The 18,267-nt window shown below is 67.8% G+C and carries 17 protein-coding genes and 1 tRNA gene; 12 read left to right on the top strand and 6 right to left on the bottom strand.

Annotation, left to right across the window (positions count from 1 at the left end):
• The first annotated feature begins 1 nt into the window (after position 1).
• From ABZV77_RS31140 to ABZV77_RS31105, 8 genes are all read left to right on the top strand, one after another.
• The gene (locus tag ABZV77_RS31140; RefSeq protein WP_356263962.1) at positions 2–496 is read left to right on the top strand and encodes a hotdog fold thioesterase; all 495 of its coding nucleotides are present in this window, start codon (positions 2–4) and stop codon (positions 494–496) included.
• A 75-nt stretch (positions 497–571) separates the two neighbouring features.
• The gene (locus ABZV77_RS31135) at positions 572–952 is read left to right on the top strand and encodes a hypothetical protein (protein ID WP_356263959.1); all 381 of its coding nucleotides are present in this window, start codon (positions 572–574) and stop codon (positions 950–952) included.
• On the top strand, positions 943–1,536 hold the full coding sequence (locus ABZV77_RS31130) for a Tat pathway signal sequence domain protein (protein ID WP_356263956.1): 594 nt from the start codon (positions 943–945) through the stop codon (positions 1,534–1,536). Before ABZV77_RS31135 ends, ABZV77_RS31130 begins: the two co-directional genes overlap by 10 nt.
• A 291-nt stretch (positions 1,537–1,827) precedes the next feature.
• Positions 1,828–3,078, top strand: coding sequence for a branched-chain amino acid ABC transporter substrate-binding protein (locus ABZV77_RS31125; protein ID WP_356263953.1), 1,251 nt, complete (start codon positions 1,828–1,830; stop codon positions 3,076–3,078).
• A gap of 98 nt (positions 3,079–3,176) precedes the next feature.
• Positions 3,177–4,106, top strand: coding sequence for a branched-chain amino acid ABC transporter permease (locus ABZV77_RS31120; RefSeq protein WP_150183559.1), 930 nt, complete (start codon positions 3,177–3,179; stop codon positions 4,104–4,106).
• Positions 4,107–4,111: 5 nt separating this feature from the next.
• Complete coding sequence (locus ABZV77_RS31115) at positions 4,112–5,956, top strand: branched-chain amino acid ABC transporter permease (RefSeq protein WP_356263950.1); 1,845 nt, start codon at positions 4,112–4,114, stop codon at positions 5,954–5,956.
• 2 nt (positions 5,957–5,958) lie between these two features.
• Positions 5,959–6,783 (top strand): ABC transporter ATP-binding protein, encoded by an 825-nt coding sequence (locus ABZV77_RS31110; RefSeq protein WP_356263947.1) that lies wholly within the window; start codon positions 5,959–5,961, stop codon positions 6,781–6,783.
• Positions 6,780–7,496 (top strand): ABC transporter ATP-binding protein, encoded by a 717-nt coding sequence (locus ABZV77_RS31105; RefSeq protein ID WP_356263944.1) that lies wholly within the window; start codon positions 6,780–6,782, stop codon positions 7,494–7,496. The genes ABZV77_RS31110 and ABZV77_RS31105 overlap by 4 nt, the downstream gene beginning before the upstream one ends.
• 97 nt (positions 7,497–7,593) lie before the next feature.
• Here the strand turns inward: ABZV77_RS31105 and ABZV77_RS31100 are convergent, their stop codons facing one another.
• A complete protein-coding gene (locus ABZV77_RS31100; RefSeq protein WP_356263941.1) occupies positions 7,594–8,250 on the bottom strand; it encodes a response regulator in 657 nt (218 codons plus the stop codon).
• Between the two features lie 100 nt (positions 8,251–8,350).
• On the opposite strand from ABZV77_RS31100, the gene ABZV77_RS31095 reads away from it, so the two are divergent.
• Positions 8,351–8,423 (top strand) — tRNA-Leu (locus ABZV77_RS31095).
• A gap of 106 nt (positions 8,424–8,529) precedes the next feature.
• Entirely contained in the window at positions 8,530–9,294 is a 765-nt protein-coding gene (locus ABZV77_RS31090; RefSeq protein WP_356263939.1) for a transcriptional regulator, read from the top strand.
• A 9-nt stretch (positions 9,295–9,303) separates the two neighbouring features.
• Here ABZV77_RS31090 and pyk read toward each other — a convergent pair whose 3' ends face one another.
• Together pyk and ABZV77_RS31080 are read right to left on the bottom strand one after the other, a co-directional pair.
• Complete coding sequence (gene pyk / locus ABZV77_RS31085) at positions 9,304–10,740, bottom strand: pyruvate kinase (protein ID WP_356263936.1); 1,437 nt, start codon at positions 10,738–10,740, stop codon at positions 9,304–9,306.
• 153 nt (positions 10,741–10,893) lie between these two features.
• Entirely contained in the window at positions 10,894–11,631 is a 738-nt protein-coding gene (locus ABZV77_RS31080) for an SIMPL domain-containing protein (protein ID WP_356263934.1), read from the bottom strand.
• A 141-nt stretch (positions 11,632–11,772) separates the two neighbouring features.
• Between ABZV77_RS31080 and ABZV77_RS31075 the strand changes: the two genes are divergently transcribed.
• The gene (locus tag ABZV77_RS31075; RefSeq protein WP_356263932.1) at positions 11,773–13,581 is read left to right on the top strand and encodes a 5'-nucleotidase C-terminal domain-containing protein; all 1,809 of its coding nucleotides are present in this window, start codon (positions 11,773–11,775) and stop codon (positions 13,579–13,581) included.
• Positions 13,582–13,607: 26 nt separating this feature from the next.
• Here the strand turns inward: ABZV77_RS31075 and ABZV77_RS31070 are convergent, their stop codons facing one another.
• The gene (locus ABZV77_RS31070; protein ID WP_356263929.1) at positions 13,608–14,789 is read right to left on the bottom strand and encodes a GDSL-type esterase/lipase family protein; all 1,182 of its coding nucleotides are present in this window, start codon (positions 14,787–14,789) and stop codon (positions 13,608–13,610) included.
• Between the two features lie 104 nt (positions 14,790–14,893).
• Between ABZV77_RS31070 and ABZV77_RS31065 the strand changes: the two genes are divergently transcribed.
• Positions 14,894–15,286 carry a hypothetical protein gene (locus ABZV77_RS31065; protein ID WP_356263926.1) on the top strand — a complete coding sequence of 131 codons (393 nt, stop codon included), beginning with the start codon at positions 14,894–14,896 and terminating at the stop codon, positions 15,284–15,286.
• Here ABZV77_RS31065 and ABZV77_RS31060 read toward each other — a convergent pair.
• Together ABZV77_RS31060 and ABZV77_RS31055 are read right to left on the bottom strand one after the other, a co-directional pair.
• A complete protein-coding gene (locus tag ABZV77_RS31060) occupies positions 15,276–16,715 on the bottom strand; it encodes a SidA/IucD/PvdA family monooxygenase (RefSeq protein WP_356263923.1) in 1,440 nt (479 codons plus the stop codon). The two genes, ABZV77_RS31065 and ABZV77_RS31060, sit on opposite strands and share 11 nt — an antisense overlap.
• Positions 16,712–18,160 carry an aminotransferase class V-fold PLP-dependent enzyme gene (locus tag ABZV77_RS31055; RefSeq protein WP_356263920.1) on the bottom strand — a complete coding sequence of 483 codons (1,449 nt, stop codon included), beginning with the start codon at positions 18,158–18,160 and terminating at the stop codon, positions 16,712–16,714. Before ABZV77_RS31055 ends, ABZV77_RS31060 begins: the two co-directional genes overlap by 4 nt.
• Positions 18,161–18,267 lie beyond the last annotated feature (107 nt).

The following is an 18,267-nucleotide window of genomic DNA, read 5'->3' as shown; positions in this document are numbered from 1 at the left end:
CATGGGTGAGCAGCACGGCGTGAAGTTCCCGCAGGAAGTCATCGACGAGTACGCCTCGCTCGGTGTCGACCTGCCCTCCCTGTTCTCGGCCGGGCACCTCGGCACCCGCATGGGCGTGCAGGTCCTCGAGGCCTCGGCGGAGCGTGTCGTCGGCACGATGCCGGTCGAGGGCAACACCCAGCCGTACGGCCTGCTGCACGGCGGCGCGTCCGCGGTGCTCGCGGAGACCCTCGGGTCGGTCGGCGCGATGCTGCACGGCGGCGCGCACAAGCTGGCCGTCGGCGTCGACCTGAACTGCACGCACCACCGCGGCGCCCGCTCCGGCCTGGTCACCGGGGTGGCGACGCCCGTGCACCGGGGCCGCTCCACGGCGACGTACGAGATCGTGATCAGCGACGAGCAGGACAAGCGGGTGTGCACCGCGCGGCTGACGTGCATGCTGCGGGACGTGCCCGCACCGAGCGATTCGACCGCCTCGGCGGGCGCCGCGGGCTGACCGCTGGAGGACCCGGCGGCGAGGACCGGTGCCCGTGCATTGTCGGAGCGTGAGGCTCCGGTCTAGCGTCTCTGCATGAGGCACCGGATATCGCTCTGTGCGCTCGCCCTTGCCGCCGCCGTCGCCGCCGGATGCGGAAGTTCCGGCTCCGACGAACCGGATGCGGCCCGCAGCCCTTCCCCCGGCACCACGTCCCCCGCCGACCTGTGCACCACGATCATCACCAAGTGGGCGCGGGAGATCTACGACTCCGGCGACACGACCTACGGCGATTACCAGTCGATGGCCCTGTCGAACGGGCAGTACACGATCCTGCGCGACGTCCTGGACGCCGCACGCGCCGAGCGCAGCCGTGAATCGGCCGCTTCGGGGCGGAAGTTGATCGACCATCAGGTCCGCAAGCGGTGCGCCGAGCGCTACCTCGACGGCGGACCGAGCGGCGGGCCGTGGACGTGAACGCCATCGGCCCGGTCGAACCGGGCGAGGACACCTACGACCACGAGTCCGCACTCCCCCGAAGAGCCCGGCCGCGCCCGCTCCGGTTCCGCCGCACCACCCTCGCCGCCACCGCGGCCGCGATCATCGGCGCCGCCGGGATCGGCTTCTATCTGACGCGACCGGAACCGCCGCCCCCCGCGCCCCCGTCGTGGCCGTCACAGAGCGTCTCGGTGACGTACGAGGGCGGGATGTCGCAGCCCCGGGCCGGGGACCGGACGTTCACCTTCGCCGTCGCGTTCACACAGGAGTCGGGGCCGCCCGCGACCGTCCGGCGGGTCGGCCAGCCCTCCACGGCCCTTTCGGTCAGCACATCCCCTCTCACCCCTTTCGAGGTCAAATCGGGATCACCCCGGAAGTCGATCATCACGATGCACATTCGCGAATGCGGCGAAGTGCCCCGGAATGCGGGACTCCCTTTCCTGGAAGTAACACTGCGTAATGTGCGCGCAATCCAGAAGCAGAGTTACATCCTGGGTCCGGAATACGCGAATGATCTTTCTGCCGCCCTGATGGCCGCATGCCCGCGAACACCAGTGTCATGAGTAAAACGGCTTTACAGTCCTGCCAGTTGCCCTGGGGATTCTCACCATGCGGATACGTCGAGATCCACCTAACAGGGCCATATTCAGCCTCAACCGCCCCCTGCGTTCCAGCCCGGAATACTCCGTGGCATAACAAGAGCGTCACAGCCTTGGTCCGACCACTCCACCAAGAACAAAGGCGCCCTTAGAGTCACGGCCAGTCACCGCGCCCACCGGATTCCTGTCAGTTCGGTTCCGCGCTCGACTCGGCATCCCAACAAGGGACAGCCGTGCCAGGGGAAAGGACTGATCGTGCGTCAACGTTCGCTCATAGCCATCACCGCTGCACTCACCGCGGGGGCTCTCACCCTCACCGCCTGTGGCTCGCGCGACGACAAGGACGACGGAGACGAGGCCGGTGGCGGCACCACCGTGATCATCGGCGTCGACGCGCCACTGACCGGCGAACTCTCCGCGCTGGGCCTCGGCATCCGCAACTCCGTCGACCTCGCCACCAAGCAGGCAAACTCCAAGAACTACGTCGACGGGGTCAAGTTCAAGATCGAAGCCCTCGACGACCAGGGCCAGCCCTCGTCCGGCCAGACCAACGCCACCAAGCTCGTCGCCGACAAGGACGTCCTCGGCGCCGTCGGCCCCCTGAACTCCTCCGTCGCCGAATCGATGCAGAAGGTCTTCGACGACGCCAAACTCGTCCAGGTCTCCCCCGCCAACACCAACCCCGCCCTCACCCAGGGCCCGGACTGGAACGGCGGCAAGAAGGCACGCCCGTACAAGTCGTACTTCCGCACCGCCACCACCGACGCCATCCAAGGCCCCTTCGCGGCCCAGTACCTGTACAACAAGGCCAAGAAGAAGAAGGTCTTCGTCGTCGACGACAAGAAGACCTACGGCGCCGGACTCGCCGCCACCTTCAAGGACGAGTTCACCAAACTCGGCGGCAAGGTCGTCGGAACCGAACACATCAACCCCGACACCAAGGACTTCGGCGCCGTCGCCACCAAGATCCGCAACTCCGACGCGGACCTCGTCTACTACGGCGGCGAATACCCCCAGGCCGGACCCCTCAGCAAGCAGATGAAGCAGGCCGGATCCAAGGCCCCCCTCGTCGGCGGCGACGGCATCTACAGCGCCGACTTCATCAAGCTCTCCGGCAAGCAGGGCGTCGGCGACTACGCCACCTCCGTCGGCCAGCCCGTCGAAGAACTGCCCTCCGCCAAGGAGTTCATCGCCAACTACAAGAAGGCAGGCTTCAAGGAAGCCTACGAAGCCTACGGCGGCTACTCCTACGACAGCGCCTGGGCCATCATCGAAGCCGTCAAAAAGGTCGTCGACGACAACGACGGCAAGCTGCCCGACGACGCCCGCGCCAAGGTCATCGACGCCATGAAGGGCGTCTCCTTCGACGGCGTCACCGGCAAGGTCTCCTTCGACGAATACGGCGACGCGACCAACAAGCAGCTCACCGTCTACCAGGTCAAGTCCACCGACCCCAAGAGCGGCTGGAAGCCCGTCGAGTCCGGCACCTACACCGGGACCAACTGACACCCGGCACGTAGCCCACGACAACCCGCGCGGGGCGCCGCAGACGAGCGCCCCGCGCGGCGTCGCATCCGTCGCACGAAAGACTCGGAGGACCTGCGGTGCACGAACTGCCGCAACAGCTGGTCAACGGCCTGCTATTGGGATCCATGTACGGCCTCATCGCCATCGGCTACACAATGGTCTACGGCATCGTCCAGCTCATCAACTTCGCCCACGGCGAGATCTTCATGACCGGCGGCTTCGGCGCCCTCACCGTCTGGCTCTGGCTCCCCGCCGGCACCAGCGTCTGGGCCGCCCTGCCCCTCATGCTCATAGGCGCCATCTTCGTCTCCACCACCATCGCCATCGGCGCCGAACGCTTCGCCTACCGGCCCCTGCGCGGAGCACCACGCCTCGCCCCGCTCATCACCGCCATCGGCCTCTCCCTCGCCCTCCAGCAAGCGGTCTGGGCCTGGTACCCCGAAGCCAAATCCGCCCGCTCCTTCCCCGAACTGCCCGGCGGCTCCATCCACATCGGCTCCGTCACCATGCAGCCCGGCGACATCTTCCTGCTCATCACCGCCCCCATCTGCATGATCGCCCTCGGCTACTTCGTCATGAAGACCCGCATCGGCCGCGGCATGCAAGCCACCGCGCAGGACCCCGACACCGCCAAACTCATGGGGATCAACACCGACCGCGTCATCGTCGTCGCCTTCGCCATCGGCGCCGCCTTCGCCGGCATCGCCGCCGTCGCCCGCGGACTCAAATACGGCCAGATCGACTTCCGCATGGGATTCATCCTCGGCCTCAAAGCCTTCACCGCAGCCGTACTCGGCGGCATCGGCAACATCTACGGCGCCATGATCGGCGGCGTCGTCCTCGGCCTCGCCGAATCCATGGCCACCGCCTACATCAACGACGTACCCGGCATGGACAAGCTCGGCGGCCAGTCCTGGGCCGACGTCTGGGCGTTCGTACTCCTCATCGTCGTACTCCTCGTCAGGCCCCAAGGCCTCCTCGGCGAGCGCGTCGCGGACAGGGCGTGACAACCATGACCACACACACCACCACGGCCGACAACGCCCAGCCGCACAAGGAAAAGCCCCCCACCGGGCTCATCCACCTCCCCGTCGGCCCCGCCCGCGCCCTCACCACCGGCGGCGGAATCCTCACCGTCATCTCCGCGTTCCTCGCCTGGACCTGGACCTCCGCCTTCCCCGGCGACCTCACCGTCTACGGCTACCCCGGCGGCCTCCAATGGCTCGTCCTCATCGCCGGCGCCCTCACCACCCTCCTCGGACTCGCCTCCTACGGAGTCAAGGGCATCCGCGCCATCGCCCCCGCCGGAACCGACGCCGCCCTCAAATACTCCGCACTCGCCGCCTTCGCCACCGCCTGGTACACGATCTTCGCCATCAGCAAGAAGCTCGGCGGCCTCGCCAACCTCGAACCCGGCGGCTGGATCGCAGGCGTCGCCACCCTCACCGCCCTCATCGGCGCCCTCGCCCTGCCCTTCAAACGACCGCACACCTACCCGGTCGACGAAGAAGACAGCACCTGGGAACAGTTCAAACACCGCACCCGCAACGCCAGCACCACCTTCAAGGGCGCCTTCGCCGCGGAAACCCCGCCCCCGCCCCGCAAACTCAACTCGTACCTCGAGATCCTGGTCATCATCGCGGCACTCGCCACCGGCCTGCTCGTCTTCACCTACGGCATCGGCACCGAATACGACGAACTCTTCATCGGGTTCCTCATCACCGTCAGCTTCTGCTTCGCCGCACTCGCCAAAGCAGGCCTCGTCGCCCAGGTCTCCACCTACACCGCACGACACCGCCACGTCACCCTCGTCGGCGCCTTCCTCGCCGCCGCCGCATTCCCCTTCACCCAGAACGACGACCAATACGCCACCATCGGCGTCTACATCCTCATCTTCGCCACCGTCGCCCTCGGCCTGAACATCGTCGTCGGCCTCGCAGGACTCCTCGACCTCGGATACGTCGCCTTCCTCGGCGTCGGCGCCTACGCCGCATCCATGGTCTCCGGAACACCCTCCTCACCCTTCGACATCCACCTCCCCTTCTGGGGCGCCATCCTCGTCGGCGCCGGCGCATCCCTCGTCTTCGGCGTCCTCATCGGCGCCCCCACCCTGCGCCTGCGCGGCGACTACCTCGCCATCGTCACCCTCGGATTCGGCGAAATCTTCCGCCTCGCCGCCAACAACTCCGACGGCTCCTCCGGACCCGACATCACCAACGGATCCAACGGCATCTCCTCGATCCCGAACCTCAAAATCTTCGGATTCGACTTCGGCATCGAACACAGCATCGCGGGCTTCACCATCGGCCGATTCGCGAACTACTTCTTCCTGATGCTGCTCATCACCCTCGTCGTCGTCCTCGTCTTCCGACGCAGCGAGAACTCCCGCATCGGACGCGCCTGGGTCGCCATCCGCGAGGACGAGACCGCGGCACTCGCCATGGGCATCAACGGCTTCCGCGTGAAACTCATCGCCTTCGCCCTCGGCGCCTCGCTCGCCGGACTCGCAGGCACCGTCCAGGCCCACGTCACCTACACCGTGACACCCGAGCAGTACCAGTTCGCCAACTCCGTACCGCCCAACTCCGCGTTCCTCCTCGCGGCCGTCGTCCTCGGCGGCATGGGCACCATCAGCGGCCCCCTCGTCGGCGCCGCACTCCTCTACCTCATCCCCAACAAACTCCAGTTCCTCGGCGACTACCAGCTGTTCGCCTTCGGACTCGCGCTCGTCCTCCTCATGCGCTTCCGCCCCGAAGGCCTCATCCCCAACCGCCGCCGCCAACTCGAGTTCCACGAGGCCGAACTCAGCCCCGGCGAGACGCCGCCACCCGCAGCCCTCAGCAAGACAGGGGTCTGACCATGACCACCGACACCACCAAAGAGGACCGCACCCCCGCCACCCCGGCAGGCGAGAACGTCCTCGACGCCCGCGGCGTCACCATGCGCTTCGGCGGCCTCACCGCCGTCCGCTCCGTCGACCTCACCGTCAACACCGGCGAAATCGTCGGCCTCATCGGCCCCAACGGCGCAGGCAAGACCACCTTCTTCAACTGCCTCACCGGCCTCTACATCCCCACCGAGGGCGAAGTCCGCTACAAAGGCAACATCCTGCCCGCCAAATCCTTCAAGGTCACCGCGGCAGGCATCGCCCGCACCTTCCAGAACATCCGCCTCTTCGCCAACATGACGGTCCTGGAGAACGTCCTCGTCGGCCGCCACACCCGCACCAAAGAAGGCCTCTGGTCCGCCCTCCTCCGCGGCCCCGGCTTCCACCGCGCAGAAGCAGCCTCCAAGGCCCGCGCCATGGAACTCCTCGAATTCGTCGGCCTCGCCGACAAGGCCGAACACCTCTCGCGCAACCTCCCCTACGGAGAACAGCGCAAGCTCGAAATCGCCCGCGCCCTCGCCAGCGAACCCGGCCTGCTCCTCCTCGACGAGCCCACCGCCGGAATGAACCCCCAGGAAACCCGCGCCACCGAAGAACTCGTCTTCGCCATCCGCGACATGGGCATCGCCGTCCTCGTCATCGAGCACGACATGCGCTTCATCTTCAACCTCTGCGACCGCGTCGCCGTCCTCGTCCAAGGCGAAAAACTCGTCGAAGGATCCAGCGAAACAGTTCAACAGGACGACCGCGTCATCGCCGCCTACCTCGGCGAGCCCTTCGAGGAGAACAAATCATGACCGCACTCCTTGAGGTCGAGGACCTCCGCGTCGCCTACGGCAAGATCGAAGCCGTCAAAGGCATCTCCTTCAAAGTCGACGCAGGCGAAGTCGTCACCCTGATCGGCACCAACGGCGCGGGCAAGACCACGACGCTCCGCACCCTCTCGGGGCTCCTCAAGCCGGTCGGCGGATCGATTAAATTCAACGGGAAACCCCTGCGGAAATACCGCGCCGACCAGATCGTCGCGCAAGGCCTCGCCCACTCCCCCGAAGGCCGCCACATCTTCCCCCGCATGACCATCGAGAACAACCTCCGCCTCGGCGCCTACCTCCGCACCGACAAAGCAGGCATCGAAAAGGACATCCAGCGCGCCTACGAACTCTTCCCCATCCTCGGAGAACGGAAGAAGCAAGCCGCAGGCACCCTGTCCGGCGGCGAACAACAAATGCTCGCCATGGGCCGCGCCCTCATGTCCCAGCCCAAACTCCTCATGCTCGACGAACCCTCCATGGGCCTCTCGCCGATCATGATGCAGAAGATCATGGCGACCATCTCCGAACTCAAGGCCAACGGCACGACGATCCTCCTCGTCGAACAGAACGCCCAGGCCGCGCTCTCCCTCGCCGACCACGGCCACGTCATGGAAGTCGGCAAGATCGTCCTCTCCGGCACGGGCGGGGACCTGCTCCACGACGAGTCCGTACGCAAGGCGTACCTCGGCGAGGACTAGGCGCCCCGCGCCCTTCCCGCACACACGCACACACGACGAGGCCCGCACCCCTAGCCAGGGATGCGGGCCTCGTCGTACGTCCGTCTCTACCGGGCGCTCAGCCCTTCGACGCCTTCTTCTCCTCGGCGTCCTCGATGACCGCCTCCGCGACCTGCTGCATCGACAGCCGACGGTCCATCGACGTCTTCTGGATCCACCGGAACGCGGCGGGCTCCGTCAGGCCGTACTCCGTCTGCAGGATCGACTTCGCCCGGTCCACGAGCTTCCGCGTCTCCAGCCGCTGCGAAAGGTCCGCGACCTCCTGCTCCAGCGCCTTCAGCTCCGTGAAGCGGGACACGGCCATCTCGATCGCCGGAACCACATCGCTCTTGCTGAACGGCTTCACGAGGTACGCCATCGCACCGGCGTCCCTCGCGCGCTCGACGAGGTCGCGCTGCGAGAACGCGGTGAGCATGAGCACGGGGGCGATGGACTCCTCGGCGATCTTCTCGGCCGCGGAGATCCCGTCGAGGACGGGCATCTTCACGTCCAGGATCACCAGATCCGGCTTGTGCTCGCGGGCCAGCTCGACGGCCTTCTGCCCGTCACCGGCCTCGCCGACGACGCTGTAGCCCTCTTCCTCAAGCATCTCTTTGAGGTCGAGCCGGATCAGGGCCTCGTCCTCGGCGATGACGACGCGGGTCGTCAGCGGAGGCACGTGCGACTTGTCGTCGTCCGACGCGTCGGTGGGCTGGGGCGACTCGGGGGCGGTCACGGGGGCTCCTCGGTACGGGCAGCTGCTGCTTCCCATGAGCCTACCTAGCTACGGTATGGTGGTGACACGGCGGGTGACCGTCGACCTTCGTTTCGATGGAGCCCCGGTAGCCCAGCGGTAGAGGCCATGGATTCAAAACCCATACAGCGTCGGTTCGAATCCGACTCGGGGCACTTTTCCTTCTTTTCCAAGGTCACCATTAGCAAGCGGATGTTCCCGTTCTCGTGAACATCCGCTTTTTGCTGTGCTCCGGAGACCGCAGCCCCGCAAAGTGAGCCCATGTACGACATGGGTACGCGCAAGCAGGCCATGGTCCTGGTCGGGCAGGGCCACAGCCTGAACTCCGTCAGCAAGGAGACCGGCGTCTCCAGAGCCGCCCTCCGTGCCTGGCGGACGCGCATCGAGCCACTCGACCGGGGCCGCGCGGACCCTTGCCCTCGATGTGCGGACAGGCCGCGCGCTCCCGAGGATCCCGCCGCGTACTCGTACCTGCTGGGTCTCTACCTCGGCGACGGCTGCATCAGCCACCAGGGGCGCGGCGTCCATTCCCTACGGATCGCCTGCGCCGACGACTGGCCCGCACTGATCGACGCCTGCGTCGCGGCCGTCCAAGCGGTACGCCCCGGCAACAAGGTGTGCCGGGTGCAGAGTCAGGGGTGCCAGTACGTCACTTCCTCGAGCAAGCACTGGCCCTGCCTCTTCCCCCAGCACGACCCCGGCAAGAAGCACGAGCGGAAGATCGCCCTGGCCCCCTGGCAGCAGGAGATTGTCGACGCCCACCCGTGGGCGTTCATCCGCGGGCTCATCCACTCCGACGGGTGCCGCATCACCAACTGGACGACCCGCATCGTCGCGGGCGAACGCAAGCGATACGAATACCCCCGGTACTTCTTCACCAACTTGTCCGGCGACATCATCCGGCTCTTCACGGCCACCCTCGACAAGCTCGGTGTCGACTGGAAGGCAGCCAACCACCGCAACATCTCCGTCGCCCGCAAAGCCTCCGTAGCCCTCATGGATCTCCACGTCGGCCCGAAACACTGAACAGCCGCGCTACTTCGGGCTGTCGTCCTCGCCGATGTGGTGGATGCGGACCAGGTTCGTGGAGCCGGGGACTCCGGGCGGGGAGCCTGCCGTGATGACGACCGTGTCGCCCTTCTGGCAGCGGCCGATCTTGAGGAGGAGTTCGTCGACCTGGTCGACCATCGCGTCGGTGGAGTCGACGTGCGGGCCGAGCAGGGTCTCCACGCCCCAGGTGAGGTTCAGCTGCGCGCGCGTCGCCTTGTCGGGGGTGAAGGCGAGGAGCGGGATGGGTGAGCGGTAGCGGGAGAGGCGGCGGACCGTGTCGCCGGACTGGGTGAAGGCGACGAGGAATTTGGCGCCGAGGAAGTCGCCCATTTCCGCGGCCGCACGGGCGACGGCGCCGCCTTGGGTGCGGGGCTTGTTGCGTTCGGTCAGCGGGGGCAGGCCCTTCGCGAGGATGTCCTCTTCCGCCGCTTCGACGATGCGGCCCATCGTCCTGACGGTTTCGATGGGGTATTTGCCGACGCTGGTCTCGCCGGAGAGCATCACCGCGTCGGTGCCGTCGATGACCGCGTTGGCGACGTCGGACGCCTCGGCGCGCGTGGGGCGGGAGTTGTCGATCATCGAGTCGAGCATTTGCGTGGCGACGATGACCGGCTTGGCGTTGCGCTTGGCGAGTTTGATGGCGCGCTTCTGGACGATCGGGACTTGTTCCAGGGGCATTTCGACGCCGAGGTCGCCGCGGGCGACCATGATGCCGTCGAATGCGGCGACGATGTCTTCGATGTTGTCGACGGCCTGGGGCTTTTCGACCTTGGCGATGACGGGGAGGCGGTGGCCTTCTTCGTCCATGATGGCGTGGACGTCTTCGATGTCGCGTCCGCTGCGTACGAAGGAGAGGGCGATGACGTCGAATCCTGAACGCAGGGCCCAGCGGAGGTCTTCGCGGTCCTTTTCGGAGAGTGCGGGGACGGAGACGGCGACGCCGGGGAGGTTGAGGCCCTTGTGGTCGGAGACCATGCCGCCTTCGATGACGGTGGTCGTGACGCGGGGGCCGTCGACGGCGGTGACCTCGAGGGTCACCTTGCCGTCGTCGACGAGGATGTGTTCGCCGGTGGTGACGTCCTGGGCGAGGCCGTCGTAGGTGGTGCCGCAGACCTGTCGGTCGCCTTCGACGCCGTCTTCGACGGTGATGGTGAACTCGTCGCCGCGTTCGAGTAGTACGGGTCCTTCGCGGAAGCGGCCGAGGCGGATCTTCGGGCCTTGAAGGTCGGCGAGGATGCCGACGCTGCGGCCGGTCTCCTCGGAGGCCTTTCGCACGCGCTGGTAGCGCTCCTCGTGCTCGGCGTAGGTGCCGTGGCTGAGGTTGAAGCGGGCCACGTCCATTCCGGCTTCGACCAGTGCCTTGATCTGGTCGTACGAGTCGGTCGCGGGTCCCAGGGTGCAGACGATTTTTGCTCGGCGCATGGTTCGACCCTAGGCCTTACCCGTGGGTAGAGAATTGGTCGGGGGTGACTACTCAACAACCTTTGCATGAAGGGTTATTGACAAGTGTTGAATTGTGCGGGGCACCGCTCCTATGAGCGTTGCGGGGGTGTCTGGTGCGGGTGTTCGGGTGTTCTAGGGCTGTAGGTCGGGTGGGGTCATGGTGAATCGGGCGTTGACGGTTGCGTAGACGTGCTGGCGTTGGGGTTCGAGGTCGAGGGGCGGGGCTTCGGTGAGGTCGGGGGCGGCGCCGCCGTAGGAGACGGCGGAGCGCATGCCGCCGGCGAATCCTCCGTAGCCCGGGGCGGGGGCGTTCTCGGCGCCGAGGTCGGCGAGTTCGACGAGGGCGGCGAGGCCGGTGCCGAGTGCTTCGGCGTATTCGCGGGCGCGTTGGACGGCTTCGCGGACGGCTTGCTGGCGGGCTTTGCGGTGGATGGGCGAGTCGGAGCGCAGGGCCCACCAGGGGCCTTCGACGCGGGTGAGGTCGAGGTCGGCGAGGCGGGTGGTGAGTTCGCCGAGGGCGGTGAAGTCGGTGAGTTCGGCGGTGGCGTGGACGCGGCCGTGGTAGGCGCGGATGCGTTCGCCGCGGCCGTGTTTGGTGAGTTCGGGGCTGATGGAGAAGGCGCCGGTCTCGACTTTTTCGACGGCTTCGCCGTAGGTCTTGATGAGGTCGAGGACGACGCTGTTGCGGCGGGTGAGGTCGTTGAGGGCGTCGCGTCGGTCGGTGCCGCGGGCGTGGACGGTGATGCCGATGCGGGCGATTTCGGGGTCGACTTCGAGGTGTGCTTCGCCGCGGACGGCGAGGCGGGGTGCGTCGGGGGTGCCGTAGGGCGTGGAGGTGGGGGCTTGGGTGGTGGCCGGGTCTGTGTCCATGGGGTCACTCTCGCATCGCGTGGACGTACCGGACAGTCACCGGATCGCAACCTGCGGGGTCTGTTGCGCGTGTGGGCGGCGGGGACAGAATCTACGCGCGTTAACCATGCATGTTGACCATGGCGACCGAGGAGTACAGAGATGCCGTTGAACCGCAGGAAGTTCCTGGGCACGTCCGCCGCCACCGGCGTGGGCGTGGCTGTCACGGGTGCGGCCGTCGCGCCGTCCGCCGCGTCCGCGCACGGTTCCGGGAAGCCCGCGCGCCGCAAGCGCCGGTATTCGTTCACGGTGCTCGGCACGACGGACCTGCACGGCAATGTCTTCAACTGGGACTACTTCACGGACAAGGAGTTCGACGACAAGGACCACAACGATGTGGGCCTGGCGAAGATCTCGACGCTGGTGAACCGGATCCGCAAGGAGAAGGGCCGCGGGAACACGCTTCTGATCGACGCGGGCGACACGATTCAGGGCACGCAGTTGTCGTACTACTACGCGAAGGTCGATCCGATCACCGCGAAGCGCGGTCCTGTGCATCCGATGGCGCAGGCGATGAACGCGATCGGGTACGACGCGGCGGCGCTCGGCAATCACGAGTTCAATTACGGCATTCCGGTGCTGCGGAAGTTCGAGGAGCAGTGTGATTTCCCGCTGCTGGGGGCGAACGCGCTGGATGCGAAGACGCAGAAGCCCGCTTTCCCGCCGTATTTCATGAAGCGCATGCGCACGCCGCACGGTCGTGATGTGAAGGTGGCGGTGCTTGGTCTGACGAATCCGGGGATCGCCATCTGGGACAAGGTGAACGTGCAGGGGAAGATGACGTTCCCGGGGCTTGAGGAGCAGGCGGCGAAGTGGGTGCCGAAGCTGCGGTCGATGGGTGCGGACGTGGTGATCGTGTCGGCGCACTCGGGTTCGAGCGGCACGTCGTCGTACGGTGATCAGCTGCCGTATGTGGAGAATGCGGCCGGTCTGGTGGCGGAGCAGGTGCCGGGTATCGACGCGATCCTGGTGGGGCATGCGCACACGGAGATTCCCGAGTACTTCGTGGAGAACAAGGCGACCGGCAAGAAGGTCGTCCTGTCGGAGCCGTTGAAGTGGGGGCAGCGGCTGACGCTGTTCGACTTCGATCTGGTGTGGTCGAAGGGCCGCTGGACGGTCGAGAAGGTCGGCGCGAAGGTCCTGAACTCGAACACGGTCGAGGAGGACAAGAAGGTCACGCGGCTGCTCACGGACGAGCACAAGAAGGTCGTCACCTACGTCAACCAGGTGATCGGTTCGTCGACGGCTGCGATGAGCACGGCCGAGGGCCCGGTCAAGGATGTCGCGATCATCGATCTGATCAATCTGGTGCAGCGGGAGACGGTTGCGGCGGCGCTGAAGGGCGGCGCGTATGCGGCGCTTCCGGTGTTGTCGCAGGCTTCGTGTTTCTCGCGTACGGCGCAGATTCCGGCGGGTGATGTGACGATCAGGGATGCGGCGGGTCTGTATCCGTTCGAGAACACCCTGGAAGCGCGGCTGCTCACGGGTGCTCAGCTGAAGGAGTACCTGGAGTTTTCGGCGCGGTATTACGTGCAGACTCCCGCGGGTGGCCCGGTGGACCCGGCGAAGCTGACGAACGCCGAGAACATCCCGGACTACAACTACGACGCGGTGAGCGGTCTGACGTACGAGATCGACATCGCGAAGCCGGTGGGGTCGCGGATCGTGAAGCTTTCCTTCGAGGGGAAGGACATCGATCCGAAGGCGGAGTTCGTGTTCGCGGTGAACAACTATCGGGCGAGTGGTGGCGGGAACTTCCCGCACATCGCGGGTGCCAAGCAGTTGTGGGCGAATTCGGAGGAGATCCGGAACACGATCATCGGTTGGGTGAAGGCGAAGGGGACGGTGGACCCGGGGCAGTTCGCGTCGGTGGACTGGAAGCTGACCCGGGACGGCACGCCCGTCTTCTAGTTCCTCGGGTTCTGGTTCTTCGGGTTCTAGATCTTGAGGGCGGCGAGGTCGACGCTGTCGGCGAGGGCCTTGGCTCCTGCGTCGTTGACGTGCAGGCCGTCGCCGCTGTCGTAGTCGTCGTGGATCCGGTCGGGGTCGGCCGGGTCCGCGACGGCGGCGGCGAAGTCGGCGTAGGCGTCGAAGGGGCTGTCGGCGCCGCGGAGCCAGTCGTTGACCTCGCGGGCGACGGCGATGCCTTCGGGGGTGGAGTAGCCCTCGTAGACCGTGTCCTTGTAGGGGCCGACGGTGGTGGCGGTGGCGGTGAGCCCGGCCGCGTGGATGCGGTCGGCGAGGGTGGTGAGGCCCGTGATGAGGTCGGCGGCGGTGGGGATGGGGGCGGGCTCGGGGTAGGCCTCCTGGCCGGGGATGCCGAGGTCGTTGAGGCCGAAGTGGATGAGGACGTGGGTGACGCCGGGGACGTCGAGGGCGTCGCGGTCCAGTCGGGCCAGGGCGTGTTCGCCGACCTCGTCGGTGAGCAGGCGGTTGGCGGAGAGGCCCTGGTTCACCACCCAGCCGGTGCTTCCGGCGTCGCGCAGGCGGTTGTTGAGCAGGTCGGGGAAGCGCTGGTCGGCGTCGTTCGTGGTGCCGTTGCCGTCGAACCAGGAGTCTCCGAAGGCGACGGCGATGCGGGTGCCGGTGGGGGCGAGGACGTCGGCGCCGCTGATGAAGTGGCGGGTGGCGAGCTCTTCGAGTCCTTCGGTGCCGTCGAGGGTGGGTGCGGTGAGGGCGTTGCCGGGGACGGTGTAGCCGGTGCGCAGGGGGACGATGGAGTAGGTGGAGAGGCCGGTGTCGTCGGGCAGCCAGAGGGTGAGGGCGAGTTCGTCACCGGCGGCGAATGTGCCGTCGATGGGGTCGCTGATGGCTTCCTCTCCGACTGGGACGGTGAATTCTTCGGCGCCGCCGAAGCGGAGCGGGGTGTCGGTGCCGGATTCGATGCCGCTTCCTTCGGTGCGTCTGGCGAGGTGGGCGCCGCCGATGTGCAGGGGCTCCTTGCCGTAGCGGTTGCTGAGGCGGATGCGCAGGGCGCTGCCGCCGCCGTCGAGGCGGATGATCTGGCGGAGGGTCTGGGCGGCGAAGCCGCGGAGCTCGACGAGGTCGATGGTTTCGTGGGGGCTGACGACGGCGGAGCGGAAGGCTGCGGTCCAGGAGGCCGTGGAGTCGGTGGTCATGGTCGTCCGAACCGGGTGGCGGTGCCTGTTATTTCGGTGATCGGCGCTTTTCCTGATGGAATATTCGGGGGCGTCGTGGCGCTTGGGGCCGGACAATTCAGGTCATGGATGAGGAACTTGCTGCGGCGCTCGACCCGGTGCTCCGCGATCTGAGGGCCACGTGTGCGGTGCGTCCCGTGGTGCGGGAAGAGCGGGACGACATGATCGGGGAGCTGGTCGTGCTGTATGAGCCGGACGGGTCGGGTGCGGGGCTCGTGCCGCGTTTCGGCGGGAGTGCGGCGGAGCGGACGGCGGACTTCGCGGATCAGGCGCAGGACTGGGCGGTCGAGGCGCTGTGTGCGGTGTTGAAGCCCGCCGTGTGGCCGGAGTGTCCGGAGCACCCCGACTCGCATCCGTTGGCGGCCGGGGTGGTGCGGGGTGTCGCGGTGTGGTCGTGTCCGCGGACGCGCCGGGTGGCGGCGCCGGTCGGGGAGCTCGGGGGTCCTGTCACGTCTTGAGGCGTACGAGGTTTCCGCGCTGTTCGCCGATGCGTCCCGCGGTGCCGGGGTGCCGGTCGGGGGTCTGGAGGCCGAAGCTGGTGAAGGCGGTGCGCTGTGGCAGGGGGTAGGGGTCGCGGCCGGTGAGGGAGTTGAGGATGGTGGCGCTGCGCCAGGCGGCGAGGCCGAGGTCGGGGGTGCCGACGCCGTGGGTGTGGCGTTCGGCGTTCTGTACGTAGACGGAGCCGGTGACGGAGGGGTCGAGGACGAGGCGGTACTGGTCGTCGATGCGGGGGCGGGCGGAGGAGTCCTTGCGGATGTAGGGGTCGAGTCCGGCGAGGAGTTGGTCGAGGGGGCGCTCGCGGTAGCCGGTGGCGAGGACGACGGCGTCGGTGGTGAGGCGGGATCGGGTGCCTTGTTGCAGGTGTTCGAGGTGGAGTTCGACGCGGGTGTTGGCGACGCGGCCCGCGGTGCGCACGGAGACGCCGGGGGTGAGGACGGCGTCGGGCCAGCCGCCGTGCAGGGTGCGGCGGTAGAGCTCGTCGTGGATGGCGGTGATGGTGTCGGCGTCGATGCCTTTGTGGAGCTGCCACTGGTGGGGGACGAGGCCGTCGCGGACGGCTTCGGGCAGGGCGTGGAAGTAGCGCGTGTAGTCGGGGGTGAAGTGTTCGAGGCCGAGCTTGGAGTACTCCATGGGGGCGAAGGCTTCGGTGCGGGCGAGCCAATGGATCTTTTCGCGTCCGGTGGGGCGGGAGCGGAGCAGGTCGAGGAAGATTTCGGCGCCGGACTGTCCTGAGCCGATGACGGTGATGTGGTCGGCGGCGAGCAGGAGTTCGCGGTGGTCGAGGTAGTCGGCGGAGTGGATGACGGGGACGGTGGGGGCTTCGGCGAGGGGTTTGAGGGGTTCGGGGACGTAGGGGGCGGTGCCGATGCCGAGGGCGATGTTCTTGGTGTAGGTGCGGCCGAGTGCTTCGGCTTCGCCGTCGGTGTCGAGTTGGGTGAAGTCGACTTCGAACAGGTCGCGTTCGGGGTTCCAGCGGACGGCGTCGATCTGGTGTCCGAAGTGGAGTGCGGGGAGGTTCTCGCTGACCCAGCGGCAGTAGGCGTCGTATTCGGCGCGCTGGATGTGGAAGCGCTCGGCGAAGTAGAAGGGGAAGAGGCGCTCGCGGGTCTTGAGGTAGTTGAGGAAGGACCAGGGGCTTGCGGGGTCGGCGAGGGTCACGAGGTCGGCGAGGAAGGGGACTTGGAGGGTTGCGCCGTCGATGAGGAGTCCGGGGTGCCAGTGGAAGCCGGGGCGCTGTTCGTAGAAGGCGGTGTCGAGTTCGCCGAGGGGGTGGGCGAGGGCGGCGAGGGAGAGGTTGAACGGGCCGATGCCGATGCCGACCAGGTCTCGGGGGTCTTCGGGTGTGGTGGGCGGCTGGGGGCCGGGGTGGTCGGGTGTGCCGGTCATCGGGGGTCGGTTCCTTCCGTGTGGTCGGCGGCCGCGGTGGTTTCGGTGGTGGGTGCCGCGGCGGTCTCTTCGACGAGTTTGAGGAGCGCGGCGAGGTCGCCGGGCCGGGTGTGCGGGTTGAGGAGGGTGGCTTTGAGCCAGCGGCGGCCGTCGAGGTGGGCGCGGCCGAGGACGGCGGTGCCTTCGGTGAGCAGTCGCCTGCGGACGTGGGCGATGTGGTGGTCGGTGGCGCCCGTGGGGCGGAAGAGGACGGTGCTGATGGCGGGGGTGTCGTAGAGCTCGAAGGCGGGGTGGGCGTCGATGAGTTCGGCGAACTCGCGTGCTTGTTCGCAGACTTGGTCGACGAGGTGGCCGAGTCCGGTGCGGCCGAGGGCTTTCAGGGTGACGGCGATCTTGAGTACGTCGGGGCGGCGGGTGGTGCGCAGGGAGCGGCCGAGGAGGTCGGGGAGTCCCGCGTCGGTGTCGTCGTCGGCGTTGAGGTAGTCGGCGCGGTGGTCGAGGGCGTGCAGGTCGTGGGGGTCGCGGACGGCGATGAGGCCTGCGGCGGCGGGCTGCCAGCCGAGTTTGTGGAGGTCGAGGGCGACGGTGTCGGCGCGGTCGATGCCGTGCAGCTGTGCCTTGCGGGTGTCGCTGAAGAGGAGTCCTCCGCCGTAGGCGGCGTCGATGTGGAGGCGGGCGCCGTGGGCGGCGCAGAGGTCGGCGATGTCGTCGAGGGGGTCGATGAGGCCCGCGTCGGTGGTGCCCGCGGTGGCGGCGACGAGGAAGGTGCCCGGGGGGCCGCCGAGTTCGGTGAGGGCTTCGTCGAGCGCCGCGGGGTCGAGGGTGCCTGCGGGGGCGGGCACGATGACGGGTTCGGGGAGTCCGAGGAGCCAGGCGGCGCGGGTGAGGGAGTGGTGGGCGTTGGCTCCGGCGAGGAGGCGGACGGGGCCGCGGGTGGCGGGGGCTTCGCGGGCGAGGAGCAGGGCGAGCTGGTTGGCTTCGGTGCCGCCGGTGGTGATGAGGGCGTCGCCGCCGTCGTGGATCTGGGCGGCGAGGGCGTGGGTGACGAGTGCTTCGAGTGCGGTCGCGGCGGGTGCCTGGTCCCAGGAGTCCATGGAGGGGTTGAGGGCGGACGCGGCGAGGTCGGCGGCGGTGGCGACGGCGAGCGGCGGGCAGTGCAGGTGGGCTGCGCAGAGCGGTTCCGCGGGGTCGGCGGCGCCTTCGGTGAGGGCGTGGACGAGGGTGCGGAGCGCCGTTTCGGGTCCTGTGCCGTGGTCGGGGAGGACGGGGTGGGCCGCGGCGTGGATGCGTTCGGCGACGGCTTCGGGGCCGCCCGCGGGGAGGGGTCCGCGGCGGGCGGTGGCGCCCTTGCGGAGCGCGTCGAGCGCGACGGCGAGCAACGGCCGCAGCGCATCGGCTCCTTGGGTGCCTCCGGCGAGGGGCGGCGGGGTGCGCGGGGTGCTCATGCTGCTGTCCTTCGGGTGCGCGCGTACAGGGGCACCAGCCTGTACGCCGCGTGGGCGGTTCGCCCGATTTCCCCGGCGAAGGGAACCCGAAAGTGGTACTGCCGTGC

Source organism: Streptomyces sp. NPDC004732, from assembly GCF_040609235.1.
Classification (GTDB): domain Bacteria; phylum Actinomycetota; class Actinomycetes; order Streptomycetales; family Streptomycetaceae; genus Streptomyces.
This window is presented reverse-complemented; position numbering and strand designations above follow the sequence as displayed.

What these genes read in the sequence shown, in the direction of transcription:
- ABZV77_RS31055 (WP_356263920.1), bottom strand. Translation starts at nt 18,160, where the DNA reads ATGAGCACCCCGCGCACCCCGCCGCCCCTCGCCGGAGGCACCCAAGGA.
- ABZV77_RS31065 (WP_356263926.1), top strand. Translation starts at nt 14,894, where the DNA reads ATGGATGAGGAACTTGCTGCGGCGCTCGACCCGGTGCTCCGCGATCTG.
- ABZV77_RS31090 (WP_356263939.1), top strand. Translation starts at nt 8,530, where the DNA reads ATGTACGACATGGGTACGCGCAAGCAGGCCATGGTCCTGGTCGGGCAG.
- ABZV77_RS31135 (WP_356263959.1), top strand. Translation starts at nt 572, where the DNA reads ATGAGGCACCGGATATCGCTCTGTGCGCTCGCCCTTGCCGCCGCCGTC.
- pyk (WP_356263936.1), bottom strand. Translation starts at nt 10,740, where the DNA reads ATGCGCCGAGCAAAAATCGTCTGCACCCTGGGACCCGCGACCGACTCG.
- ABZV77_RS31140 (WP_356263962.1), top strand. Translation starts at nt 2, where the DNA reads ATGGGTGAGCAGCACGGCGTGAAGTTCCCGCAGGAAGTCATCGACGAG.
- ABZV77_RS31075 (WP_356263932.1), top strand. Translation starts at nt 11,773, where the DNA reads ATGCCGTTGAACCGCAGGAAGTTCCTGGGCACGTCCGCCGCCACCGGC.
- ABZV77_RS31080 (WP_356263934.1), bottom strand. Translation starts at nt 11,631, where the DNA reads ATGGACACAGACCCGGCCACCACCCAAGCCCCCACCTCCACGCCCTAC.
- ABZV77_RS31115 (WP_356263950.1), top strand. Translation starts at nt 4,112, where the DNA reads ATGACCACACACACCACCACGGCCGACAACGCCCAGCCGCACAAGGAA.
- ABZV77_RS31105 (WP_356263944.1), top strand. Translation starts at nt 6,780, where the DNA reads ATGACCGCACTCCTTGAGGTCGAGGACCTCCGCGTCGCCTACGGCAAG.
- ABZV77_RS31070 (WP_356263929.1), bottom strand. Translation starts at nt 14,789, where the DNA reads ATGACCACCGACTCCACGGCCTCCTGGACCGCAGCCTTCCGCTCCGCC.
- ABZV77_RS31060 (WP_356263923.1), bottom strand. Translation starts at nt 16,715, where the DNA reads ATGACCGGCACACCCGACCACCCCGGCCCCCAGCCGCCCACCACACCC.
- ABZV77_RS31110 (WP_356263947.1), top strand. Translation starts at nt 5,959, where the DNA reads ATGACCACCGACACCACCAAAGAGGACCGCACCCCCGCCACCCCGGCA.